The sequence below is a fragment of the Vreelandella andesensis genome (genome assembly GCF_003989795.1).
Lineage (GTDB): Bacteria > Pseudomonadota > Gammaproteobacteria > Pseudomonadales > Halomonadaceae > Vreelandella > Vreelandella andesensis.
The window spans coordinates 144,110-167,604 of sequence record NZ_RZHG01000010.1 but is presented as its reverse complement, the minus strand read 5'-3'; the positions used below and the strand labels follow the sequence as shown (position 1 = coordinate 167,604).

The 23,495-nt window shown below is 52.4% G+C and carries 25 protein-coding genes; 3 read left to right on the top strand and 22 right to left on the bottom strand.

Annotated elements, in window-relative coordinates; all coding sequences use genetic code 11:
• Positions 1-12 precede the first annotated feature (12 nt).
• From recO to rpoE, 10 genes are all read right to left on the bottom strand, one after another.
• The gene (recO, locus tag ELY33_RS05920; RefSeq protein WP_126945368.1) at positions 13-705 is read right to left on the bottom strand and encodes a DNA repair protein RecO; all 693 of its coding nucleotides are present in this window, start codon (positions 703-705) and stop codon (positions 13-15) included.
• 8 nt (positions 706-713) lie between these two features.
• Positions 714-1,613 carry a GTPase Era gene (gene era / locus ELY33_RS05915; RefSeq protein WP_126945365.1) on the bottom strand — a complete coding sequence of 300 codons (900 nt, stop codon included), beginning with the start codon at positions 1,611-1,613 and terminating at the stop codon, positions 714-716.
• On the bottom strand, positions 1,610-2,302 hold the full coding sequence (gene rnc / locus ELY33_RS05910; protein WP_126945362.1) for a ribonuclease III: 693 nt from the start codon (positions 2,300-2,302) through the stop codon (positions 1,610-1,612). Before rnc ends, era begins: the two co-directional genes overlap by 4 nt.
• Positions 2,303-2,363: 61 nt before the next feature.
• Positions 2,364-3,167 carry a signal peptidase I gene (gene lepB / locus ELY33_RS05905; RefSeq protein ID WP_126945358.1) on the bottom strand — a complete coding sequence of 268 codons (804 nt, stop codon included), beginning with the start codon at positions 3,165-3,167 and terminating at the stop codon, positions 2,364-2,366.
• Between the two features lie 15 nt (positions 3,168-3,182).
• Entirely contained in the window at positions 3,183-5,000 is a 1,818-nt protein-coding gene (lepA, locus tag ELY33_RS05900; protein ID WP_126945355.1) for a translation elongation factor 4, read from the bottom strand.
• Positions 5,001-5,191: 191 nt separating this feature from the next.
• A complete protein-coding gene (locus ELY33_RS05895; protein ID WP_126945352.1) occupies positions 5,192-6,607 on the bottom strand; it encodes a DegQ family serine endoprotease in 1,416 nt (471 codons plus the stop codon).
• 78 nt (positions 6,608-6,685) lie between these two features.
• Positions 6,686-7,132, bottom strand: coding sequence for a SoxR reducing system RseC family protein (locus ELY33_RS05890; RefSeq protein WP_244208566.1), 447 nt, complete (start codon positions 7,130-7,132; stop codon positions 6,686-6,688).
• 14 nt (positions 7,133-7,146) lie between these two features.
• The gene (locus ELY33_RS05885) at positions 7,147-8,064 is read right to left on the bottom strand and encodes a MucB/RseB C-terminal domain-containing protein (RefSeq protein ID WP_244208565.1); all 918 of its coding nucleotides are present in this window, start codon (positions 8,062-8,064) and stop codon (positions 7,147-7,149) included.
• An 84-nt stretch (positions 8,065-8,148) separates the two neighbouring features.
• Complete coding sequence (locus tag ELY33_RS05880) at positions 8,149-8,889, bottom strand: sigma-E factor negative regulatory protein (protein ID WP_126945346.1); 741 nt, start codon at positions 8,887-8,889, stop codon at positions 8,149-8,151.
• A gap of 372 nt (positions 8,890-9,261) precedes the next feature.
• Complete coding sequence (rpoE, locus tag ELY33_RS05875; protein WP_126945343.1) at positions 9,262-9,861, bottom strand: RNA polymerase sigma factor RpoE; 600 nt, start codon at positions 9,859-9,861, stop codon at positions 9,262-9,264.
• A gap of 381 nt (positions 9,862-10,242) precedes the next feature.
• Between rpoE and ELY33_RS05870 the strand changes: the two genes are divergently transcribed.
• Positions 10,243-11,319, top strand: coding sequence for a 3-deoxy-7-phosphoheptulonate synthase (locus ELY33_RS05870; RefSeq protein WP_126945340.1), 1,077 nt, complete (start codon positions 10,243-10,245; stop codon positions 11,317-11,319).
• A 98-nt stretch (positions 11,320-11,417) separates the two neighbouring features.
• Here ELY33_RS05870 and dinG read toward each other — a convergent pair whose 3' ends face one another.
• Together dinG and rhlB are read right to left on the bottom strand one after the other, a co-directional pair.
• Positions 11,418-13,544 carry an ATP-dependent DNA helicase DinG gene (gene dinG / locus ELY33_RS05865; RefSeq protein ID WP_126945337.1) on the bottom strand — a complete coding sequence of 709 codons (2,127 nt, stop codon included), beginning with the start codon at positions 13,542-13,544 and terminating at the stop codon, positions 11,418-11,420.
• Positions 13,545-13,549: 5 nt separating this feature from the next.
• Positions 13,550-14,824 (bottom strand): ATP-dependent RNA helicase RhlB, encoded by a 1,275-nt coding sequence (gene rhlB, locus ELY33_RS05860; RefSeq protein ID WP_126945334.1) that lies wholly within the window; start codon positions 14,822-14,824, stop codon positions 13,550-13,552.
• Positions 14,825-14,970: 146 nt separating this feature from the next.
• Here rhlB and ELY33_RS05855 point away from each other — a divergent pair, with 146 nt between their 5' ends.
• A complete protein-coding gene (locus ELY33_RS05855; protein WP_126945331.1) occupies positions 14,971-15,219 on the top strand; it encodes a hypothetical protein in 249 nt (82 codons plus the stop codon).
• Positions 15,219-16,052, top strand: coding sequence for an exodeoxyribonuclease III (gene xthA, locus ELY33_RS05850; protein ID WP_126945328.1), 834 nt, complete (start codon positions 15,219-15,221; stop codon positions 16,050-16,052). Before ELY33_RS05855 ends, xthA begins: the two co-directional genes overlap by 1 nt.
• 46 nt (positions 16,053-16,098) lie before the next feature.
• Here the strand turns inward: xthA and ELY33_RS05845 are convergent, their stop codons facing one another.
• From ELY33_RS05845 to nrdF, 10 genes are all read right to left on the bottom strand, one after another.
• Positions 16,099-17,193: a tetratricopeptide repeat protein gene (locus tag ELY33_RS05845; protein WP_126945325.1), complete on the bottom strand. Its 1,095-nt coding sequence runs from the start codon at positions 17,191-17,193 to the stop codon at positions 16,099-16,101.
• Positions 17,194-17,236: 43 nt separating this feature from the next.
• Entirely contained in the window at positions 17,237-18,004 is a 768-nt protein-coding gene (locus tag ELY33_RS05840) for an energy transducer TonB (protein WP_126945322.1), read from the bottom strand.
• A complete protein-coding gene (locus ELY33_RS05835; protein ID WP_126945319.1) occupies positions 18,001-18,408 on the bottom strand; it encodes an ExbD/TolR family protein in 408 nt (135 codons plus the stop codon). The genes ELY33_RS05840 and ELY33_RS05835 overlap by 4 nt, the downstream gene beginning before the upstream one ends.
• The gene (locus ELY33_RS05830; RefSeq protein ID WP_126945316.1) at positions 18,401-18,943 is read right to left on the bottom strand and encodes a MotA/TolQ/ExbB proton channel family protein; all 543 of its coding nucleotides are present in this window, start codon (positions 18,941-18,943) and stop codon (positions 18,401-18,403) included. The genes ELY33_RS05835 and ELY33_RS05830 overlap by 8 nt, the downstream gene beginning before the upstream one ends.
• A 1-nt stretch (position 18,944) precedes the next feature.
• A complete protein-coding gene (locus tag ELY33_RS05825; protein ID WP_126945313.1) occupies positions 18,945-20,315 on the bottom strand; it encodes a MotA/TolQ/ExbB proton channel family protein in 1,371 nt (456 codons plus the stop codon).
• Positions 20,312-21,094, bottom strand: a complete 783-nt coding sequence (locus ELY33_RS05820) for a DUF3450 domain-containing protein (protein WP_126945310.1) — start codon at positions 21,092-21,094, stop codon at positions 20,312-20,314. The genes ELY33_RS05825 and ELY33_RS05820 overlap by 4 nt, the downstream gene beginning before the upstream one ends.
• A 346-nt stretch (positions 21,095-21,440) precedes the next feature.
• Positions 21,441-21,743, bottom strand: a complete 303-nt coding sequence (locus tag ELY33_RS05810; protein ID WP_126945307.1) for a type II toxin-antitoxin system RelE/ParE family toxin — start codon at positions 21,741-21,743, stop codon at positions 21,441-21,443.
• Entirely contained in the window at positions 21,731-21,988 is a 258-nt protein-coding gene (locus ELY33_RS05805; protein WP_126945304.1) for a type II toxin-antitoxin system Phd/YefM family antitoxin, read from the bottom strand. The genes ELY33_RS05810 and ELY33_RS05805 overlap by 13 nt, the downstream gene beginning before the upstream one ends.
• Positions 21,989-22,170: 182 nt before the next feature.
• Positions 22,171-22,398: a GNAT family N-acetyltransferase gene (locus ELY33_RS18355; RefSeq protein ID WP_208644206.1), complete on the bottom strand. Its 228-nt coding sequence runs from the start codon at positions 22,396-22,398 to the stop codon at positions 22,171-22,173.
• Positions 22,399-22,498: 100 nt separating this feature from the next.
• A complete protein-coding gene (gene nrdF, locus ELY33_RS05795; RefSeq protein ID WP_126945301.1) occupies positions 22,499-23,470 on the bottom strand; it encodes a class 1b ribonucleoside-diphosphate reductase subunit beta in 972 nt (323 codons plus the stop codon).
• Positions 23,471-23,495 lie beyond the last annotated feature (25 nt).

Sequence of the window (23,495 nt, the reverse complement as noted above, 5' to 3'; positions counted from 1 at the left end):
TCAAGGTACCCATTAGCGCTGTCGGCGGCGAGCCAAATCGAGCATAAGTTCTCGGGAGCGTAAAGCGGTAGCACCTAGATGAGGCGCAAGTGCTGCCCTCATCACCGCTTTCAGTGCGCTTGCTAAGCCAACGGGCTGCCAATCGCCTTGATCTATATAGCGCAGCGTCCGGCCTTCTATGCCCTGCTCTGCAGGGACAAAAGCGCGGCTTTCTGCATCAAACCGATAGCGCGTTTGAGGATCAAGCGCATCGCCATCGTAGGTGCAAAAACGCGGTGTGGCTTCCAGTGTTTCCAACAACGCCCACTCAAAACGTCGCAACGCCAAGGCGCGATCTGCCGGTATCGGCAACTTTTCTAACAGCGCACTATAAAATGCGAAGACCTCGGGTGCTGAAAGCTCCAAAGGAAGTAGACGTGTGGCGATTTCATTAGCGTATAAACCGCAAAGCAACCCTTCTCCGGCAAGCAGTGCCGTTTGGCCTCGCGACTCCATCAGCGTTAATCGCTTTAGGTCGCGCTCACCTCGCCACGACACAAACAAAGGGGTGAAGGGCTGCAGCCGCTGACGCGATTTAGAACCTGGCCGTTGCCCACCATGGGCAACGGCACGGATACGGCCATAATTAAGGGTTAATAAATCCACCAGCGCGCTGGTTTCACGGTAAGCCTTGCGATGCAGTAAAAACGCTGGCTCTGCCGTCATTGAAGCACTCAATCGAGATCGTAACCCAAGCTTTTCAATGCCCGCTCGTCATCTGACCAGCCACGCTTCACTTTGACCCATAGATTTAACATTACCTTGGTGCCCAAGGCACGCTCCATATCTAAGCGTGCTTCGCGACCAATGCTTTTAAGACGGTCACCGTTCTCGCCGATCAAAATAACTTTTTGGCCCTGGCGCTCGACCAGAATTAAGGCACTGATATGGGTCACGCGCTCGGTTTCACGGAACTCTTCGATTTCCACGGTCATTTGATATGGGAGTTCATCACCCAATTGACGCATGACTTTTTCACGCACCAGCTCGGCCGCCATAAAGCGCAAACTCTTATCAGTGACTTGATCTTCAGGGAAAAAGTGAACGCTCTCTGGCAAATATTTGGCAACTTCCTGCTCGAGCGTATCCACTTGGGTACCATGCTTGGCAGAAATAGGCACGACCGCCGCAAACTCACGACGTGCGCCGACTTCTGCTAACCATGGTAACAAGTCTCCTTTATCATTTAACCGATCCACTTTGTTGACGGCTAAAATCACGGGTGCCTTAACGTGCTCAAGCCGCTTTAAAACGGCTTGGTCTTCATCTGTCCAACGGGTCCGGTCAATGATAAACACCACGCAGTCAACATCACGCAACGCCTGTGTTGCCGCTTGGTTCATAAAACGATTGATCGCTTTATTGCGGTCTTTTGACATGATGTGCATGCCAGGCGTATCCACATAAATGAATTGCGTTTCTTCGACCGTTTTAATACCCATCACCTGGTGCCGCGTGGTTTGAGGGCGACGCGAGGTAATCGAAATTTTTTGCCCTAGAATCCGATTCATGAGGGTTGATTTGCCTACGTTGGGCCGGCCAACGATGGCCACGAAGCCGCAGGTTTGACTCATGATTTGTCTCCAGGTGTTTTTTCAAGATAGAACAGCGCTTCTTCAGCTGCCTGCTGCTCAGCATGGCGGCGGCTGGGGCCTTTACCAGTGGTATGCTCGGTCAGCAAATCAATGTAGCACTCCACGGTAAACGTCTGGGCATGCGCTTCCCCCTTAACAGAGACTACTTCATAGCGCGGCAACGCTGCCTGGCGCGATTGCAAAAACTCTTGTAAGCGTGTTTTTGGATCTTTTTGAGTATCTTGTAACGAAATATTTTCAAGCCGCTCGGCGTACCATGCCAGCACTCGTTGGCGCACGACGTCCATGCCTGCATCTAAATAAATAGCACCTATTACAGCTTCTACTGCATCAGCCAAAATGGATTCACGGCGATGGCCACCGCTCTTCATTTCTCCTGAGCCAAGCCGTAAACATTCGCCGAACTCCATCTCCCGAGCCAGCTCGGCTAGTGTTTGTCCTTTCACTAAACGCGCCCTGAGACGCGATAATTGACCTTCTCTAGCCTGAGGGAACCGTTGGAAAAGTGCTTCAGCGATTACAAAATTGACGATGGAATCACCCAAAAATTCCAGGCGCTCATTGTTACGACCACCGTAGCTACGGTGAGTCATGGCCAATTCCATCAGCGTAGGATCACCGAAGGCATGGCCGATTCGTCGGCAAAAAACGGTTAAGGAATTACTCACAGTGCTCCTACGTCGTTGACGTTAACTAATATGACAGCATTAACAATTTCAAAACTATGTTTCATTCAATACGCCGTACGCTGGTAAAGCTAGGCAAGCCACCGTCCCAATGCATCCAAACGGCAAATGCCCTACCAACGATATTATCTTCAGGAACAAATCCCCAATAACGGCTATCGTTGGAGTGGTCACGGTTGTCACCCATCGTGAAATAATGTCCATCCGGCACGACGACTTCGCGCATCTGGGGGCCTGGATCTCGGGGGTTATTATATATATGGTGGCTAACGCTACCTAATTGCTCTTCAAATAATAGCTGTTGCGGCGAAAGTTCAGGACCTTCTTCAATCAATGCCTTACTGACTGGATCGCCGTTAACATACAGCTGCTTACCTTCATAGCGAATACTATCCCCTGGCAAACCAACCACCCGTTTAATAAAGTTGACCGCAGGCTCTTCAGGGAAGCGGAAGACCATTACGTCCCCCCGTTCTGGGTCATCAACCTCTAAAAAGCGGTTATGAACCACAGGCAATCGCAAACCGTAGGCAAATTTATTCACCAGGATAAAGTCACCCACTTCAAGCGTCGGCTTCATCGATCCGGATGGAATTTGAAACGGTTCAACAATAAAGCTGCGTACTACCAGCACTATCAGCAGCACTGGAAAGAACGAGCGTGAGTAATCGATCGGCCACGGCTCTTTTAGCAACTTCTCTCGCGTAGGCGCGTCCAGGCCTTCCGTAGTGGCTGCTTCTGCAGTGGCTAATCGCTCACGGCGCTTAGGTCTGAGCCAAAGCACATCCAGAAAATATATTGCCCCGGAAAGTGCTACGGCGATTACCAGTAATAATGAAAAATCCATGTGGGGTTCGTATCCCTAGTCGTTTACCTTGAGCACAGCAAGGAAGGCATCCTGGGGAATTTCAACACGCCCCACCTGTTTCATCCGTTTCTTACCGGCCTTCTGTTTTTCCAATAGTTTCTTCTTACGGCTAACATCACCGCCGTAACATTTAGCCGTTACGTTTTTACGCAGGGCTTTGACTGTTGAGCGTGCGACAACTTGGCCACCAATAGCCGCCTGAATAGCCACATCAAACATTTGCCGCGGTATTAGTTCTTTCATTTTTTCCACTAACAGGCGACCACGGTTGTGCGCATGATCACGATGGATAATAACAGCGAGCGCATCTACTTTATCGCCGTTAATCAGAACGTCCAGGCGAACTAACTTAGCTGCTTCAAAACGCTCAAAATTATAGTCAAGTGATGCATAGCCACGAGAAATGGACTTCAAGCGATCAAAGAAATCCATGACCACTTCCGACATGGGCAATTCGTAGGTTAGCTGGATCTGATTACCCAGGAACTGCATATCTAACTGTGTGCCACGACGCTGCTCACACTCAGCGATCACATTCCCCACATACTCCTGCGGCACCAGAATACTGGCGCGCACGATAGGTTCACGCATCTCTTCAACGTCTGCCATATCCGGCAGTTTAGAAGGGTTTGATACGTATTGAATATCGCCATTTTTCATGGCGAGTTCGTAAACCACCGTCGGCGCAGTAGTGAGTAGATCAAGGTCATATTCACGCTCTAAGCGTTCTTGAATAATCTCCATGTGCAGCGTGCCCAGGAAACCGACACGGAAACCAAACCCCAGCGCATCTGAGTTTTCTGGCACATATTCAAGAGAGGCATCGTTGAGTGCAAGCTTCTCAAGCGCATCGCGGAAATCTTCGTAATCATCGGCACTTACTGGGAACATACCTGCGTATACCTGGGGTTTCACCTTCTGGAAACCAGGCAAACGCGGTACATCCGGCGTTTTTGTGTGGGTGATAGTATCGCCCACTGGTGCGCCATGAATCTCTTTAATACCGGCAACAATAAAGCCTACTTCGCCAGCACGCAGGATATTTGTTTCTTTGCGCGTTGGCGTAAAGATACCCACTTCGGTGGTGCTCCAATCACGCCCTGTCGACTTGATGCGGATCTTTTCGCCTTTACGCAATGTACCGTCGAATAGGCGTACCAATGAAACAACACCCAGGTAATTATCAAACCAGGAGTCAATGATCAGTGCTTGAAGCGGTGCCTCTGGATCTCCCTTGGGAGGCGGAATATCCCGCACTAGCCGCTCTAATAAAGCGTCGATTCCAATACCACTTTTCGCCGACACCTGGCAGGCATCCGTTGCGTCAAGCCCAATAATTTCTTCCACTTCTTGCGCGACGCGATCAGGGTCGGCCTGGGGCAAATCAATCTTATTGAGTACCGGCAGCACTTCTAGCCCCTGCTCAATCGCGGTGTAACAATTGGCAACCGACTGTGCTTCAACCCCTTGAGCCGCATCAACAACCAATAGCGCCCCTTCACAAGCGTACAGAGAACGCGATACCTCGTAAGAGAAATCCACATGCCCTGGCGTGTCGATGAAGTTGAGTTGATAAACTTGACCATCTGCCGCCGTGTAATCAAGCGTTACGGACTGCGCCTTGATGGTAATACCACGCTCGCGCTCAATATCCATGGAGTCGAGCACTTGCTCTTTAAGCTCTCGCTCGGTCAGACCGCCGCAGGTCTGAATCAAACGATCTGATAGCGTCGATTTACCATGATCGATATGCGCGATAATAGAGAAGTTACGTATGTGCTTGAGCTTTCCGCTGGAAACGTCTTGAGACATCGAGAGTGTTCTGCCTTATGGGTGTGCAAGGTGTAGCTGGCTTTATTGAGCCGACATGTGCAAGCAATAAACATTGCCGCACCACTACGTTGCCAATGTTCGTCAAAAAGATAAGCGCTATTGTAGCGATATGCGGGGGATAGGAACAGCAGTCCGGCGAGAACCGCCGGACTGGAGAGACAATCAGTGGATTACTCTAGACGTAATGCAACAAATAGCGAGCGTCCATCTCGGTACAAACGCACTGGAATGGCGCGATCATCTGGCAGTTCTTCAACAATTTTCAACAATTCATCTGCCGAAGAAACACCACGATGATCAATGCTGACTAAAATATCGCCCACGCGCAGCCCCGCTTGAGAGGCAACACTCTCGGGGTCAACTTCGCGCACTTCAACACCACCACTAATATTCAGGCGCTCGCGTGTTGCTTCATCAACTTCTACCACTGCCAAACCCAGGCGAACCTGATTATTGCTGCTCGAGCTATCTCTTGGGTTAGTTGCTGAGTCAGGCCAACTGCCCAGCTCAACCGTTTCTGTTACCTCTTTACCATCGCGCATCAGTGTTAAATCCACATCACTCCCTGGAGCGACGCGACCAATTAAACGAGGCAACGTACTGGAGCGATCAACCTCTTCACCGTTCACTTCAATAATGACGTCACCTGCCTGAAGGCCACCTTGGGCTGCGGGCCCATCCGGATCTAGGTCAGCAATCAGCGCGCCAATTGCTTCTTCCATACCAAACGACTCGGCCAGATCACGAGACACAGGCTGAATCATTACGCCTAACCAACCACGATCCACATAGCCGTCCTCGCGTAGCTGATCAGCCACATCCATTGCTACATTAATAGGAATAGCAAAAGAGAGCCCCATAAAGCCGCCACTACGCGTAAGTATTTGTGAATTAATACCTACCACCTCCCCCTCAAGGTTAAACAGTGGCCCGCCGGAATTACCTGGATTAATGGCAACGTCGGTTTGAATAAAGGGCACGTAGACATCACGAGGCAGCGTGCGGTTAATAGCGCTCACGATCCCAGCAGATACAGAATGGTCAAAACCAAAGGGTGAACCGATTGCAGCCACCCACTCACCAACTTTTAACTCATCTGAATCGCCTAGGTTTAGCACTGGCAAATTATTGGCATCAACCTTAAGTAGCGCAACATCTGTTTGCGTGTCGCTACCCACCAGCTCTGCGGTTAATTCTCGACGATCACTTAACCGCACAAGAATTTCATCCGCATCTTGAACCACATGAGCATTCGTTAACACGTAGCCATCTGCACTAATGACGAAGCCGGAGCCAAGTGACTGGCGCTCTTCACTTCGGCCTGGCCCACTGCTGGGGGGCGCAGGAAAGCTGTCGCCAAAAAAGTGTCGGAATATTTCGGGGATATCTTGGCTACCAAACCCTTGAATAGAAGGTCCCGAGCCACGCTGAATCGTCCTGCTAGTAGAGATATTAACAACACCGGGGGCCGCATCCTCTACCAACTTGGTAAAGTCTGGCAGATTCTGCGCGTGGGCGTTTTGCCCCACGGCGAATAATGCGACAAAGCACAGCCAAAGTGCGTAAGGAAGAACCAAGCGCTTCATGCAACAGCTCCTAATCAAGCAAGTACTAACCACGTACTAAACAAAAGGAAGTGCAACTCTCGGCGAGTTACAGGAGTATTAACTGACCAGACGAGGACGGAAGCGTTCCACTCGTCCACGCAGAAGATATTTTAGAATCACAACAGAGCCAATTAACGTACTAAAAAATAGCATTGCACAAAACCAATCGCCCCCCCCCATCCCTGACGCAACACCGGAAATGATAATGGCTAACAGAAGGGGGAGCGCATAGACAAGCAGCGCAAGCCTGTTCACATCGCTTTCAGCGACAGTGAACGAGATAAGGCTACCGATGGGATAATGGTCTGGAAATTGCGAGGGCAAACCACCCGGATCAATAACGGTGTGTGGTCGACGACGGGCCAGCAACCCTACGCCACAACCACGGCCTTCAGCACATTGCTGACAAGCGACATTGTTTGACACATCAACGACCAATCCTGCCTTAGAGTGAGCAATGACAGTGCCGGAACGTACAATAGCATTGCAACAGGTAGTGCTCACAATAGCGTACCTCGTTATTCAAACTGCACCGATTGCACGATGCGCTGCAACAAATCAGCCGGTAACTCGCCGACACCCACTAATTGCCAGCTCTGATCGCCAACATCGACCAACGACACCGCCGCTGTGGAAACGCCTATTTGGTGTAGGCCTTCCTGCAATGCCGGTTGGCTGGCGGGCGATACAAATACACTCACGGCAGCTAACCCGTCGCTATACACTCGCTGGCCGCTTTGCTGACCCGGCTCTAGAGGTTGCTCAACAAATCCATCTGGCAGCCAAGCGACTTGCCACGACTGGTCGAGCATTTTTTCATCTGAAGGGATAGGGACATCACCGCTATAGGCGGTGGGAGATTGCAGTTGAGTAATCTGGAAGGTTTCAAGGACACGTCCCTGAGTATCGCTAAGCACGTGCTTGAGCAGTATCCCTGTCGCTTGATCGATCCACCAAGCATGATGGTATCGCTGATTATCAATAGGCGAGAAACGAAGTTCTACCGCATCGCGTTCAGCCACACGTGTTTTGTCTTCAAGTGATATTTCATAGTAACCAGCAACATGATCAGCCCATGCCTCTGCCGGAGACGCTGAGCCGGACTCACTAGGCGGGAACCACGCCAAATGCCCAGCGATGGAACGGCGCTCAACACTTACGGACGGGCCATCTAGTTGCTGAACAACTTGTTGTCGAATGCCATCTCGGACGCGATGGGAAAGCGCGAGCGTTCTTACTCCCACTGTGTCAATAGAAACAGCGCGCGCCTGGAACTCGAAACAATGACCAGCATATACACTAGACACAAGCCATTCATGAGCAGTAGTAGATGCAGACTGGTCAAATGCTTCTGTGCAGGAGAGCGACGGATAACTATCAGCGTTGAGTTGGAGAGGCAGCAAACTGGTGCTCAGTACGCACAGACCAATTGCCAATCTACCTCTCCAGTAGAAATATTTACCAGTCACATTTACAGCCACGCGGGCCCTCACTTGGTCATACGTCAGCTAACGACTTTATTAACGTTGCCCTAGAGGCTCTGTTACCGAGGAAGAGCGCATTAATGGCATCCAGCTATCACCACTTCCACCGGCAGCACCTTGTGCATGCTGCTCAAGGTACGTTTTAAGCAGACGGATCTGCTCTGGGTCAATCGCCAGAGTTTGCTGGGCCATGTTTCCCTGGGACACATAGGGTGTTGAGAAACCAGCGTCGCTAACATTCATAAAACCGCCTTGGCCTGATTGGCCATTAACACGAAACGGCGTCTGTTCAAACATCGGCATTTCTGGTGACGTCATCGAAGCGGGTTGAGAAGCAGCTAGGTTAACAGACTGAACTTGCGCACCACCGCTAGATTGGGCAGCGATACTTTCCCCCGGAGAACTGGCTGTGCTCTGGACAGTCTTGCCGCCATTGAAGAACTGAACACCCGTAATAACCATGAGTGAGACAGCTGCCGCCACCCCGGCACCGCGGGCAAAAGAAAGTCCGCCGGGTCGGGCGGAAGAAATCACGACATCATCCTCAAAGGCAGGAGCAGGCTCATCACGCAAACGGTCCATGATGCCAGCAGAAAGATCGACACTTACATCTACATTTCTTTCACCCTGCATCATGCTGCGCGCCAAATGGTAGCGCCGCCATGTCTCTGCCGCATCAGAATCGTCGGGCAATGACTTCAACACTCGGCGCAGTTCTAGCTCATCACTTTCGCTATCCATTAAAGCTGAAAGCGATTCCCGTGTGTTATGACTCATACTTCACACCCTCACACTGTGTTAAAAGAAGCGCTGCGATAACACTGCTAACGAGTGTTTAACACCGCAGCAACTCCACAGGCCAAGTCCTAACTTCAAATAGCCAATGTGTAAACGTTTGATGCTCAACAGGTTAACCACTCGGCTATTGAACACTAAACGTTCACTTGGCGCCTACTCGACCTAACTAAGATCGTCAGGTTCTATGACGCTTTACTTTCCAGTCAGTTCACAAAAAATGTAAAAACGTAATCAAATGTGAATTCAAAACCCTACGTTTAAGCCCTTAGCCTAAGCCTTTAGTCTGGGCACTAAATCTAAGCACTAAGTCTAAACACTAAGCCTAAGCACTAAATCTAAGCACAATGACGCTTACTCATCGCGGCTGTTCCGTGACGTTGTGACGAGTGGGCGTATATGCTCATCAACCGCTTCGCGAGCACGAAAAATACGCGAACGCACGGTTCCTACGGGGCATTGCATGACTTGCGCAATATCCTCGTAAGCAAGACCATCCAGTTCACGTAACGTAATAGCAGTACGTAAATCATCGGGCAGGTTTTCGATGGCTTCATAAACGGCGGCTTCTAACTGGTCCCGGGCAATCGATGCCTCTGGCGACTCGGAGTCAGCCAACCGCCCACTCTGATCAACCATTTCAGCATCGACAATATCCAGGTCACTGCCGGGCGGTCTTCGGCCTCGAGACACCAAATGATTTTTGGCAGTATTAATCGCGATCCGATACATCCATGTGTAAAACGCACTTTCCGACCGAAACTTACCAAGTGCACGATACGCTTTGATGAAGGCCTCTTGCGCCACATCTTGTACTTCGGAATGATCGTGGACATAACGTCCAATCAACCCAATAATTTTGTGCTGATATTTTTTCACCAGTAGATCGAAAGCGCGATTATCGCCTTTTTGGGCACGTTCAACCAACTGCTGGTCTGTTTCACGGGTGCCCATTCAAACTCCCCTCCCGCTCGTGCGACGCACGCCGAGCGCTATCTCTCTTCGCCCTTTCATGTGGGCCTTCACAGCAAGCAGCATAGTGTCCCTTGGGCATTGGTTAATCTTAATGATGACAGATGATAGTGGATGATCCGCCTACCCTATACAGTGTAAAAAGGCTTCCAATGGTACTTAGTGTTACGCGTTCTAAGCGGGGCATCAAGCGCTTACACTCTGTAGTTCTCATTTCGCCTCGACTTGCCCCCTCAGTCCCCTGAAGAACCTTGACCGTGACACTTTTCGTTTAGATCAAGTTCCGCAACAATTGATTTTTACCTGCCTGACGCGCCATAGTAGGGCTACTTTTTAGTTCATAGCGCACGCACAGGTAGCACGATGTCAGATCAGCAGGTTAGTAACCTTAACGTCCTTGCACAGGATGTTCTCACCACCCCCGAAGCCCTTAAACAGACTATTCCGCTGACAGACGCTGCGGAACGATGTGTCATCGAGGGCCGCCATACCATTCAAAACATCCTCGATGGCAAAGACCCTCGGCTTCTCGTGGTTGTCGGTCCATGCTCTATTCATGATGTAGATGCCGCACTGGACTATGCCCGCCGTCTGCGCAAATTGGCAGATCAAGTCAGCGATAGCCTGTTCATTGTCATGCGCGTGTATTTCGAAAAACCCCGTACCACAGTGGGATGGAAAGGGCTGATTAACGACCCGCATCTTAACGACTCTTTCGAAATTGATGAAGGCCTCCACATCGCACGTAAGTTACTCGTCGATCTGGCTGAACTTGGCCTACCGCTCGCAACCGAAGCGCTAGACCCAATTTCTCCTCAGTATATGCAAGACTGTATTAGCTGGTCAGCGATTGGCGCTCGCACCACAGAATCGCAAACCCACCGTGAAATGGCGTCAGGGCTTTCTTGCCCAGTCGGCTTCAAAAACGGTACCGACGGCAGCCTCGACGTCGCCATTAACGCCTTGCAGTCTGTTGCCAGCCCGCACAACTTTTTGGGTATCAACAACGCAGGTCAGGTTGCCATTATCCGTACACGCGGTAACGCATACGGTCACGTGGTATTACGCGGCGGCAATGGTAAGCCTAATTACGACAGTGTCAGCGTTGCTATGGCTGAAAAAGAGCTTAAGAAGGCCGACCTTTCAGCCAACATCATGATTGACTGCTCCCACGCCAACTCCAATAAAGATGCTGGCCTACAGCCGCTGGTGCTCGAAAACGTCACCAACCAAATTCTGGAAGGCAATACGTCCATTATCGGCCTGATGGTTGAGTCAAACATTGGCTGGGGCAATCAAAAAGTTCCTGCCGATCTTAGCCAGCTAACATACGGCGTTTCTATCACCGACGCCTGCATTGATTGGGGTACGACGGTAGACACCTTTACTCGCATGAACGAAAAACTTGCTTCTGTGCTCGCCAAGCGCATCGAAAAGTAAATTAAAAGACAGCTAGAAAAACGGCTAGCAATAGCAACCATAAGCGCCCCGCAAGGATATTCACCTTAACGGGGCGTTTTAATTGCTGCAGCTTATACTTACATGATTTCTCGTTTGAACGGCGGTAATGCATCTAGCAACGCCTGACCATACCGGCGAGTAATCACTCGTCGGTCCAACAGCGTGATGACACCACGGTCACTCTCCTTGCGGATCAGCCTCCCACAGGCTTGTACCAATTTAATTGACGCATCTGGAACGCTAATGCGCATAAACGGGTTACCGCCCTGGCTTTCAATCCACTCGGCAAGCGTGGCCCCAACCGGATCATCAGGCACCGCAAATGGCAGCCGTGTAATCACTACATGGGTTAAATAGTCGCCGGGCAAGTCGATACCCTCAGCAAAACTAGCCAAGCCAAAAATGATGCTCCCATTGCGGTCGTCAACAGCAGCGCGATGGCGCTCAAGTAATTCTCGCTTGGGCAGCGTATCCTGCGCCAACACCCGATGCTTGGTTGCCGCAGGCAACGCTTTTTCCACCGCCCGTAGCTGCGCCCGAGAAGAAAACAGCACCAAAACGGCTTCGTCATCACCCAATTGGGTGACGAAATTAACGATGGCGCTTTCATGGGCATCGCGATCACTGGGATCCGTCGCCTCTTTGGGCACACGCAAAATGGCATTGGCGTAATCAAAGGGGCTCGGTAGTGCCTGATAGCGATAGCGGTTTGCCAACCCCGCGCGCTCTTGGATTCGCTCAAAGCGCCCCAGCGCGGTAAGCGTTGCTGACGTCACTACCGCGCCATGACAGCGCCCCCACAAATGTTTCGCCAACGTATGCGCCGCGGATACCGGGCTTGCCGAAAACTCAATTTCTGGCTCTCCCGCAACACGGCTTAGCGTTATCCAGCGAGCACTGGGCGGCGCATTGGCGGCATCTTGCTCACTAAAGGCTTGCCACAGCGCATGGGCATCCAGCGAGCGCCCATGCAGCAATGCAATCAGCGGTAACCACGTGTCGGCTTGATCTCTATCCAACCCTGTTTGCTTGTCGGGATCGAGACTTTCGCGCAGGATATCGCTAATGCTTTCTAAGCTACGAGACAGCGTGGCAAACATAACCAACAACTGCTGAGCATGTTCGCGAAGCGCTTCTGGCACTTGGCCTTTTTCAAAACGCTGCTGATGGCTAGCCTCTTCATCCGATAGGCCATTTTCCCGCCCAGCCAACTGGTGCCCCATGCTAAACACATCGCCCAACGCTGGCTCTAAACTGTGCAACAGCTCAGGTAATCCAGCAAGCAAACGCGCGATGGTCGGCTGAGCCGCCAACCCCTGGTGCAGATCAGTCAAACTGCTTTTCAGAGTTTTAAGCCAGCGCAAACAACCATGCACCGCAAAACGGTGGGCAAAGTGAGAAAGCGCCTTATCAGGCAGATGGTGGCCTTCATCAAAGATAAAAATGCAGTCGGCGGGATCCGGCAGAATAGCCCCGCCACCCAGCGCCAAGTCGGCAAGCACCAAGTCATGATTGGCGACTATTACATCGGCATCTTCCAACTCGCGGCGGGAACGAAAAAAGGCGCAAGCACCAAAATGACCGCAGCGACGGCCTGTGCATTGGCGATGATCCACTGTTAGCTGCCGCCAATGACCGTCATCAATCGATGCCGACCACGTATCGCGATCACCCTCCCATTCGCCTTTTCCGTAAGCTTCCGCCATATCCGTGGCTAATAAGGAAAAGTCACTGCTATGGGCTTGAAGTGACTGCTCAAACAGCGACAGGGTCGGGTTTGGCTCAGAGCCTTCTAACGCCTGATCAAGGCGCGCAACGCACACATACCTGCCACGCCCTTTTGCCAAGGCGTAACGAAAGGCGATACCGCTATGGCTGGCAAGCGAAGGCAGGTCTTGGTTAAGCACCTGCTCCTGCAGTGCCACCGTCGCGGTAGATACAATCAGCCGCTTTCCCTGCGCCTTGGCAATCGGCAACGCAGCAATCAGGTAGGCAAGCGTTTTCCCGGTTCCGGTACCCGCTTCCAATACACATACGTGATTGTCGTTTGTACGCTTGCCTTCGCCGTCCTGCTCAATGCCACCTAAGGTGCGGGCAATTTCTGCGATCATCAGACGCTGACCGTAGCGTGGTGTTAGCTCAAGCTTTTCCACCACACGACGATAAGCGTCTTGAATATCGCTTTTTAGCGCATTATCGAGCATGCGCGTTACAGCATGCCTTCCGGCGGATGTTCGCAGGGCAGCTTACCGTTAATGTAGCGCTCAATTTCTGGTAGCGAGAATGCATCTTCCTCGCCAACAAAACTAATTGAGATGCCTTTGGCACCCGCACGCCCGGTACGTCCAATGCGATGAACGTAATCTTCCGGATCTTCCGGCAACGTGTAGTTGATCACGTGGCTGACATCTTCAATATGAATACCACGCCCAGCGACATCGGTTGCCACCAGCACTTGAATTTCCCCCTCACGGAAGCATTCCAAGGTTTTGATACGCTGATTTTGCGGCACATCGCCAGATAGCATGGCGACACTAACGCCCGCCTTTTTCAGTAGATCATCTAACTTGCGCACGAGATCGCGACGGTTACCAAACACCATCACCCGCTCAAAGCTTTCCTGTGTTAGCAGGTTCACTAACAGGCGCTGCTTGTCGTCATCAGATACCAGATATACACGCTGATCGATATCAGCTTGGTTCTCAACGGTGACTTCAATCTCGACATGCGCAGGATCAAGTGTCCATTGACTCGCCAGGCTCAGGATATCGTCGGTGAAGGTTGCCGAGAACAAGAACGTTTGGCGCTCTTCTTTTTTAGGCGTATAGCGAATAATGCGTTTCACATCGGGAATAAAGCCCATGGAAAGCATGCGATCCGCTTCATCCAGCACCAACACTTCCACTTCAGAAAGGTCGATATCACGCTTCTGGTGGAAATCAAGCAAGCGCCCGGGTGTCGCCACTAAGATATCGATCTTCTTGCCTAAGCTCTCTCGCTGCTTTTGATAGTCCATGCCGCCAACAACGCTGGCCACATTGAGCTGCGTAAAGCGAGCAAGTGCTTTGGCATCTTTTTCGATTTGTAGTGCCAGCTCCCGGGTAGGCGCAATAATCAACGCGCGGGGCGCACCGGATTTCTGGCCATCAGGGGTTGGCTCTTCCAGAAAATACGCCATAACCGAAATCAAAAAGGCGGCGGTTTTTCCGGTGCCTGTTTGCGCCTTGCCGACAATATCGCCACCCAGCAAGGTGTGACGCAGCGCCTCTGACTGAATAGGCGTGCAGTATTCAAACCCTTGGGCATGAATGGCGCGCATTAAAGGCAGCGGCAAATCAAAGTCATGAAAGCGCCACTTGCCGGCAACGGCGGGCACCTGAAACTGACGAAGATCCCAGTTCGATTGACGACGACGCGGTTTCCGACGGCGGCGTTTAGGCTTGCGGTTCTGGGCCGATGCTGTGGTCTGTTCCGACTCGCTCATAGGCTGTGTATCTGTCCATTGCTGTGGATGGTTAGGCATCACGAAGTGCGTATTGTACCAGGGGTTGGCGATAAGAGCGCGTCCTGCTGTCGAAGGAGTACTCTTGCCTGTTAGAATGAGACATAAATTAACCCAAGGAGCGCGACATGACGCGTAAGAAAAAAACTCGTTCGCTGGCGGATAAGGTAACGATCCGCACTGGTCGCCGCAAAGATTACAAAAAGTGGCGCCATGATAACCCCGACCAAGTGACCTCTTCACGCCGTTTTGTGGCTAAAAAGCAGCAACAGCGCAAGCTTCAAGCGGTGCGTAAACTGGCACGCCAGCAAGAGGGCCAACACATTGCTATCCATCCTGATAAAGAAGGAGACAAGCCGTCTGGAGATCATTCTTAATGCGCTTGGTCTCGTTTAATATCAATGGCATTCGGGCACGGCTTCATCAGCTTCAAGCGCTGATCGACACGCAGCAGCCAGACGTCATAGGACTGCAAGAAACCAAAGTACAAGATAGCGAGTTTCCTCTGGCTGACGTTGAAGCCATGGGCTATCACGTTTTTTATTACGGACAAAAAGGCCATTACGGGGTTGCCTTAATGTGCCGGCAAAAACCCCAAGCGGTTTTTTATGGTTTTCCTGATGACGAGGAAGACGCCCAACGCCGTATGATCGGTGTGCGGTTACTCACCGATAATGGCGAAACAATCACCGTTTGGAATGGCTATTTTCCCCAGGGTGAAAACGTGGAGCACCCGACTAAGTTTCCCCATAAAGAGCGCTTCTATCAACAGCTGACAAGCCTGCTTCAACACCAGCACCGCCCAGACGAGCAGCTGGCGATCATGGGTGATTTCAACATATCGCCGGAAGATCAGGACATCGGCATTGGTGAACCAAGCCGCAAACGCTGGCTACGCGAGGGTAAAACCAGCTTTCAGCCCATCGAGCGGGAATGGCTTGAAGGCATAAAAGCGTGGGGGCTCAGCGACAGCTATCGGCTATGCTACCCCGATAACAGCGATTGGTTCAGCTGGTTTGACTATCGCTCAAAGGGATTTGACCGTGAGCCAAAACGTGGTCTGCGCATCGACTACATTCTGGTGACTAAACCGCTTGCCGAGTGCGTCACCGGCGCAGGTATCGACTATCAGCTGCGCGGTATGGAGCGACCTTCCGATCATGCTCCAGTCTGGAGTGATTTTGCACTAACGCTTCCACAGACAAGCTAGGTCCCGCCCCTCCCGTCATTCGAGGGGCTATATTTCATGGCAGCTATCAAAAATTCGATAACCACTGCTCCGCTTGAGCATCGCCAAGGTTCACTGCCTTAATAAACGCCTCCTTGGCCTGATCGTCTTTCCCCCAGCGGTAAGCGAGCTGTCCGTATTGCCGAAAGTCTTGCGCTTTTTGAGTATTCTCAGCAAGCGCTTTCCAAGCACCCAGCGCCTTTTCAATATGCCTAGCCTGCTGCCATGCCCCCGCTAGCAGCCGTAGCGTTTCCTCGTCAGGGGTTAACTCGCCCTCTTGGATAGCCGCTTCCAAGTGCTCGCCTGCTCTGGCTGGCGTACCACCTGCCAAATGCAAACGAATTAACGTTAAGCGATCCTCAAGCGCGGTGAATTTACCCAGCTGCCATGCCATCTCCCACACGCCGGCAGCCACATCCGCCTGCCCTGCTTGCTGGGCAAGCCCTGCCGCCTGACGCCAGGCATCAGGCTCACTGTGTTCGTTTAAACCGTCTACTAACCAACCAACAGCTTGTTCGTTTTGCCCGGCATTGCGCAACACCGCCGTGGTTAATGCCTGCTGCGAATCCGTAAATCCGCCTTTTTGTAGTAACGGCGACAGCCATTCAACAGCATCATCCCAGCGTTCCTCTTGGGCTAATAGTCTAACTAGCCGCCATGCGGATTCATCATAGTGAGGGTTGCCTTGAGATTGCGTTAGCCACTGCTCATACAATGCAATGGCCTCAGTACGCTGATTACCTGCGCGACGCAGTGTCGCCTCATCGCGCAGCCAGCGCAGAACTTGGCTATTTGGCACGCTAAGGCGCTGCTGTGCACTGGCTAACTCAGCAGCTGCTGCAATGTGATCGCCTTGACGCACCAACCCACTCGCGGCGAGCTGATGATACAGCGCACTGGCCCACTGGTCGGCACGGTTACCGCTGGCAAGGCGCGCCGCCTGAGAACGTGCATGGCTAATAATACGCATGAGCACATCGCTATCAGCCTCGTCGCTGGGCTGTTCCGCTAATTGGCTTTGTAGCCCGTTAAGATCGCGAACAATGTCACCCGGCAGCGGTTCGTTAGCGTGCGCCAAAAAGCTTAGCGCGCTTAATACGACGATTCCTACCCAACGCTGCATACGCTTTCCTCAACTGGCTATTTCGACAAGCTATCTCAACTGGCTATCTCAACTGGAACTCAATACGCTGCGTGGCGCGGCGAAGTTGCTGACTGGGCTCAAACTGCCAGCGCGCGATGGCGTCGCGGGCTGAATCTTCAAACACTCTCCTTGGCTGTGCACGTGTGACGCGAATCGTGCCGTTATCGACACTACCATCACGGCGAATAACAAACTCCACCTCAACGAACCCCTCCATACCACGCCGCTGGGCGCGAGATGGGTAAGAAGGATTCACGCGACTGGTCGGCGCAACTTGCCCGACACTGACTGGCTCATTCGATGGCGCGGGTTCTGCGACTGGTGCGGCCTCACGCTGTGCTGTCGCAGGGGCAGGAGAAGGCGCCGCTGTTTCAGCTGGCTGTGGTGCTGGCTTAGGTTGCGGCGCTGGTTTTGGAGATGGCTTTGGCGCTGGCTGCGGCGTCGGCTCGGGAGTAATTTCTGTCAGCTCTGGCAGCTCACTCTCCAGCTCAACCGGTTCCACTGGTTCATCTGGAAGCTCAACGTCAGGCAGCGCAATTGCACTATCAGCAATAGGTGCAGGGGCTGGCAATGGCATCGGTGGCGGTGCTGCTGGCGCTGCTTCAGAAGGTGCTGGCGGGGGTGCCTCTTGCTTTGGTGCCACTTCTGGAGCGTCTATCATAGTCATCGACATGGTCATTATCGGCGTCTCTGGCGAGCGTTCAGGTGGCGTTACTAATAGCGCCAGCATCCAAAACAAGCCAACGGCCAAGACCATGCCGCCGAGAATTGAGAGGGCATGACGAATCATGGCGCACTCCGACTCGCTGCCACGGCGACCTGATCAACGCCTGCCTGCTTGAGACGATCCATCACTTCAATCAACAGCCCAGTCGTGGACTCTCTATCTGCCTGAATAACCACCGAGCCATCATCACTCAGCATGCTGGCAACTTGCTGGCCAATACGGTGAATATCGACGGGTTTACCATCGACCCAAACAGCGCCTTCTGGCGTCACAGCAATTAGCACCTGCGCGTCGGGGCGTGGGCTTGCCGCCGCGGCTTCAGGGCGATTAATCTCAACACCGCTCTCTTTAATAAAGCTGGTCGTCACAATAAAGAAGATCAGCATGATAAAAACAACGTCCAGCATCGGCGTCAGGTTAACTTCATTGCTATCAGCCGTGGTATCTATGGAACGGCGTCTACGCATCCTTCTCCTCCAAGGCACGAGCTAAGCGGTCGTGTAACCGCTGGTCTTCGCGACGAATCACGTGCTCTAAACGACTAATAAACAGCAACCCCACCACCGCAATCGCCATGCCGGTTAGGGTGGGCAGCGTGGCTCGGGCCACACCATCAGCCATTGCCCGGGCCTGATGGGTATCACTGAGAGACAGGCTATCGAACACGGTAATCATGCCGGTGACGGTACCCAGCAAACCTAACAATGGGCATAGCGCCACGAGCAGCTTGATCCATGGCAACGGGCGGCGCAGTTTAGCAACCAGTGCTTCTGTCCAAACATCGCGAAGCGTGCGCGCACTCCAACTACGATGATCACTGCGTGCCGCCCAACGGTGGATGAGTTGGCGACGGGCACGCCGCCAGCTAACGCGGTAATACCACCAGCGCTCAATTGCCATTCCAAACACCAGCACGGCAACAAACGCCAGCACCACTAAAACGGCACCACCGGCATCAAGCAGCCGTTCAACGGGCTCAAGCCAAAGAGGTAACGTGGGCATATTAGGTCACCGCTTGCGCATTAGCCGTCGACTGGGCTTCGAGATGGTCAGCCAAGCTGGCACTTGCTTCGCCTTCAATGGCTTGGGTAATCAAGCGGCTGCGACTCGCCAAGGCCGTCTGAGCAAACAATAGCGGCACAGCGGTTACAAGCCCCAGCACTGTAGTCACCAGCGCTTGGCTAATCCCACCTGCCATCAATTGCGGATCACCGGTACCGAACACGGTAATTGCCTGGAAAGTGACAATCATACCGGTCACAGTACCTAACAGGCCCAGCAGCGGTGCAATCGCCGCCAACAGCTTAACGATAGGCTGGCCACGCTCGATACGTGGCAACTCAGCAAGCACCGCCTCATCTAACCTCGCCTCGAGTGCTTCTGGCGTTTGGTGTTTATCCATATCCTGGAAGCGCTGAAGCACGCGACCCAGCGGGTTATTGGCATTGGGCTGATCCAGCGTTTTACGCTGACGATGCACCCGTGCACTGACGACCACTAAGTAAAGGTACTGAGCCAATGCCACGAATAGGCCCAAACCACCCAGCGCCACTACTACATAACCGACGTAACCACCCTGCTGAAAACGCTCCCACAGTGTTGGCCGCTGGGCCAGGGCTTTAAGAACACTGCCTTGGGTAGGGTCAATGGCAAAAATACGGCTTTCGCCTTGATGATAAGCCGCCAGTACGTCGCTAATTTCGGTAGGCGTGCGCGGCACTTCGGCCAAGCTATCGTCATCCTGGCCTTTTCTGAGCAACGCTGTTTCGGTAAACGCGACAAAATCCCCCAAGCGCACAACACTGCGCGGCTCGATTTCGCCACTGTCATCGGCCACCGGTAATTCAAGCCGTTCAGCACGCCCGGTGTTCTGCGTGAGTATTGCCAAGCTGTCCACTAGGGTTTCGATGTGTTGGCGCTCTAGCACCTCGACCTCATTAAGCCGTGGAGCAAGCGCGGCAGCATCCAGCGTTAACCAACTGTCACCGCCTAGTTCGTTGCGTAATTCTTCACTGTGCCGTGACAAGTCTGCCAACAGCGAAGCGAGTGCTTCGCCCTGCTCTTCTTGGCGCGCCGCCAGCACTTGCGCCTGCTGAGTTTGTTCTTGTTGTTGCGAGGCTAACGCTGCCTGCTGCTCTTGTGCGGCTTGGTGCTCAGCCCGCGCCTCAGCTAATGCGTCATCCAGCGCCTCCTGATCATCAAGGAACGACTGTAAGCGCGCTTGGTCACGCGCTTCAGCCGCCTCGCGTGCTTCACGTAATGAACCCATGCTGTCGGTTTGTGCCATCGCTACACTGCTGCCCAGAAGAGTGGCCAACAGCGCTAAACAGATAGCGGTTCTGCGCGCACCACGTTGGCGTGTCAACAGACTCATTGCTGCCCCCCTGCATTATCGTTAGCAGTAATCGAAAGCGGTAAACGCAGCAATTCTGGCGTGCGCTGATTGTCAGCAATGCGCAGACCGTTGCGCACTTGGCGGCGAGCACGTTCATCAAGCACTTGCCACTCACCGCTCGCCTTATCCCACACGCCCCCTTCTCGACCATCAGGAGTTAAGTAATAAAAGCCGATTCGACCGATGCGTAAATAGTCCACCTGACGTGGATTGCCTTGTGTTAATTGCAAACGACCACGCCAGCTATCCACCTCACGGCCATAGGCTAATTCAGCCCGCCATGCTTCAAGCAGGTTGGCAATACGGTCGGCACTTCCAGTGGCGGGCGGTTCAGCAGGTTGAGCACGTGCTAAACGCTCATCTTTCAGAAACGGTAGGTCTGATTCGATCCAGCGGATCAGCTGTTCCGTCATATCCTGCTCGACAGCAGGCAACGCAGCGCGAGTGTCGCTTAACGTATCAAGTGCTTGGTTAAGGCGCTGTTGGCGTTCGGCTTCACTGGCCAAGCGGCCACTTAGAGCAACGTTAGACGCTTCCATCTGGCGGGTTTCCCGCTCTAGGCGGCGCAGTTCTTCAATTGCTGAACGCGTGACGTCATCAGCCTCATCAATTTGCTGCTGAAGTGCGGACTGCGCTTGCTGGGCCTCGACACTCTGGGCCGCTTGATCGACTGTCTCATCGCTTGCCATTAGCGAACCGCTGACCAGCACCCCGGCAAGCCAACCTCTATGCAAGGCAAAGAAAGGCCTTTTCAGCACGTTACGTCTCCGTTACTGACTAGCACGCTGCTATTAACGGCGCGCTAGCAATAAATTATGTATAGGAACGATTTGCGTTTCGTTTAAGCGATGCATAGCCTACCATTAATAAAATAAATGACAATATTTATCATTAGCATTTGATGTGACGCGGAAGACATTTACTATAGTGAGGCGCTTCTGGTGCTGGAAGACTCCGAACACAACCAGAAGGAGTATCGCTTTCATGCCCATGGCAAAACTGATGATGAAAGACTGCTCCACATCACATTGGCTGGTGAGAATCGGCGGTTTCATCAATCAAACAATAAAGTTAGGACGACCGCTTTGTATAGCACGGGGGTAATTAGCTGTTCTCAAGCATGTATGCACGAAGCCGTCGCTCCTCTCGCATGACATAGAGGATAAAAACATGCTCACCCTCCTGACGATAAAAAATGCGGCACGGCGAGACCACGACTTCCCTGTATACTGAATCAGGAAGTTCTGGTGGTATCCGCCCGGATTGTGGAAAATCTTTTAAACGCTCAGTCTTATCGAAAACTTCCTGGACGAGACGGCTCGCAGCGGCAGGATTATCCAGAGCAATATACTCAGCAACTGAGTCCAGTTCTTGAAGCGCCGGCTCAGCCCAGATTACTTCAGCCATTGACTCATTTTCTCCCTGGCTTCACGTTGGCTGTACGATCTTCCTTCAAGTACAGCTCGCTCTCCCCGAGAGAGTCCCTCAAGTAGCTCAAGTCGGCGCTGCATGAACTCATAATCCTGCACATCAACAAGATAAGCGGATGGCTTACCGTGTTCAGTGATCAGCACCGGCTCTTTGGACAGATGCAAGTCTGCCAGGATTTTTGTGGCTTGACGCTTGAGGTTTGTAACCAGCTCAACTTTCATGGGCTCACCCTGATCCAAATCAAAAGTGACACTATAGTATCACTTTATAGGTTAGGCAATCATGGCTACCGCAGAACAAACCAGAGACCCTTACAGAGCGGAGCGGCGTAAAGAACATCCGAGTGACGCGAATTGTTAATTGCCAATAGGTAGCCCGGGTTCAAAAAACCCAGCAACGGTCATCATGTGTGTACCCTATTGAACCATGGTACGAGCTGGCCGCTGGTGCTGAGATGAGATGAGATGAGATGAGATGAGATGATGGTCAATTTATACCGGGGTCCGAGCTGCTCCTGAGTAAGAGACTGCAACCGGTTACCAATGCCTGACTTTTGGTAATCCTTATTAACAGCTAGATCCGATAGATAACATGCATAGTTAAAATCAGTGACGCTGCGTGCGATGCCCACGATGGCACAACCATTTTCAGTCAGAGCGTAGCAGAGTTTACTTAGGAAGGTAGTGGCGAGCGCCCTGCTCGCCACTTGTCAGGCGGAAAGAAGCAAAGGCTTAAAACGCCCAGTCGTCGTCTTCAGTAGCGACGGCTTTGCCGATGACGTAGGAAGAACCAGAGCCGGAGAAGAAGTCGTGGTTTTCGTCCGCGCTCGGGGAAAGCGCGGCCATAATGGTGGGGTCGACGTCGGTGACACTGCTGGGAAACAGCGGTTCAAACCCGAGGTTCATCAACGCTTTGTTGGCGTTGTAGTGAAGAAATTTCTTCACGTCTTCCGTTAAGCCCACTTCATCATAAAGCGATTCGGTGTAGCGCACTTCGTTGTCGTAAAGCTCTAGCAGCAGCTCATAAGCATAATCTTTCACTTCCTGCTGGCGCTCAGGCGTTGCTTCCGCAAGCGCTTGCTGGAACTTATAGCCCACATAGTAACCGTGTACCGCTTCATCGCGAATGATTAAGCGAATCAGGTCTGCCGTGTTGGTCAGCTTGGCGTGGCTCGACCAGTACATGGGCAAATAGAAGCCTGAGTAGAACAAAAACGACTCAAGAAAAACACTGGCCACCTTGCGCATCAGGGGGTCATCTGCGCGGTAGCGCTTGAGGATCAGCTCAGACTTCATCTGCAGCGTTGGGTTTTCTTCGCTCCAGCGGAAGGCATCGTCTACATCACGAGTGTTACATAACGTCGAGAAGATCGAGCTGTAGGAGCGCGCATGTACCGATTCCATAAAGGCGATATTAGTGTAAACCGCCTCTTCATGGGGTGTGCGGGCATCATCCATTAATACCGGCGCGCCCACGCTGCTCTGGATCGTATCGAGCAGCGTCAGGCCGGTGAAAACACGAATCGTCAGCTGTTTTTCCTGCTGGGTCAGCGTGTTCCACGACTGAATATCGTTGGAGAGCGGCACTTTTTCCGGCAACCAGAAGTTGCTAGTCAGACGGTTCCACACTTCCAGGTCTTTATCGTCCTGAAGGCGGTTCCAGTTGATCGCATCGACCCGCGATAAGCGTTGCATCATGGTCATTAGAGTTCTCTCACAAACATAATCT

What these genes read in the sequence shown, in the direction of transcription:
- recO (WP_126945368.1), bottom strand. Translation starts at nt 705, where the DNA reads ATGACGGCAGAGCCAGCGTTTTTACTGCATCGCAAGGCTTACCGTGAA.
- era (WP_126945365.1), bottom strand. Translation starts at nt 1,613, where the DNA reads ATGAGTCAAACCTGCGGCTTCGTGGCCATCGTTGGCCGGCCCAACGTA.
- lepB (WP_126945358.1), bottom strand. Translation starts at nt 3,167, where the DNA reads ATGGATTTTTCATTATTACTGGTAATCGCCGTAGCACTTTCCGGGGCA.
- lepA (WP_126945355.1), bottom strand. Translation starts at nt 5,000, where the DNA reads ATGTCTCAAGACGTTTCCAGCGGAAAGCTCAAGCACATACGTAACTTC.
- ELY33_RS05895 (WP_126945352.1), bottom strand. Translation starts at nt 6,607, where the DNA reads ATGAAGCGCTTGGTTCTTCCTTACGCACTTTGGCTGTGCTTTGTCGCA.
- ELY33_RS05880 (WP_126945346.1), bottom strand. Translation starts at nt 8,889, where the DNA reads ATGAGTCATAACACACGGGAATCGCTTTCAGCTTTAATGGATAGCGAA.
- rpoE (WP_126945343.1), bottom strand. Translation starts at nt 9,861, where the DNA reads ATGGGCACCCGTGAAACAGACCAGCAGTTGGTTGAACGTGCCCAAAAA.
- ELY33_RS05870 (WP_126945340.1), top strand. Translation starts at nt 10,243, where the DNA reads ATGTCAGATCAGCAGGTTAGTAACCTTAACGTCCTTGCACAGGATGTT.
- dinG (WP_126945337.1), bottom strand. Translation starts at nt 13,544, where the DNA reads ATGCTCGATAATGCGCTAAAAAGCGATATTCAAGACGCTTATCGTCGT.
- rhlB (WP_126945334.1), bottom strand. Translation starts at nt 14,824, where the DNA reads ATGAGCGAGTCGGAACAGACCACAGCATCGGCCCAGAACCGCAAGCCT.
- ELY33_RS05855 (WP_126945331.1), top strand. Translation starts at nt 14,971, where the DNA reads ATGACGCGTAAGAAAAAAACTCGTTCGCTGGCGGATAAGGTAACGATC.
- xthA (WP_126945328.1), top strand. Translation starts at nt 15,219, where the DNA reads ATGCGCTTGGTCTCGTTTAATATCAATGGCATTCGGGCACGGCTTCAT.
- ELY33_RS05845 (WP_126945325.1), bottom strand. Translation starts at nt 17,193, where the DNA reads ATGCAGCGTTGGGTAGGAATCGTCGTATTAAGCGCGCTAAGCTTTTTG.
- ELY33_RS05840 (WP_126945322.1), bottom strand. Translation starts at nt 18,004, where the DNA reads ATGATTCGTCATGCCCTCTCAATTCTCGGCGGCATGGTCTTGGCCGTT.
- ELY33_RS05835 (WP_126945319.1), bottom strand. Translation starts at nt 18,408, where the DNA reads ATGCGTAGACGCCGTTCCATAGATACCACGGCTGATAGCAATGAAGTT.
- ELY33_RS05830 (WP_126945316.1), bottom strand. Translation starts at nt 18,943, where the DNA reads ATGCCCACGTTACCTCTTTGGCTTGAGCCCGTTGAACGGCTGCTTGAT.
- ELY33_RS05825 (WP_126945313.1), bottom strand. Translation starts at nt 20,315, where the DNA reads ATGAGTCTGTTGACACGCCAACGTGGTGCGCGCAGAACCGCTATCTGT.
- ELY33_RS05810 (WP_126945307.1), bottom strand. Translation starts at nt 21,743, where the DNA reads ATGGCTGAAGTAATCTGGGCTGAGCCGGCGCTTCAAGAACTGGACTCA.
- ELY33_RS05805 (WP_126945304.1), bottom strand. Translation starts at nt 21,988, where the DNA reads ATGAAAGTTGAGCTGGTTACAAACCTCAAGCGTCAAGCCACAAAAATC.
- nrdF (WP_126945301.1), bottom strand. Translation starts at nt 23,470, where the DNA reads ATGACCATGATGCAACGCTTATCGCGGGTCGATGCGATCAACTGGAAC.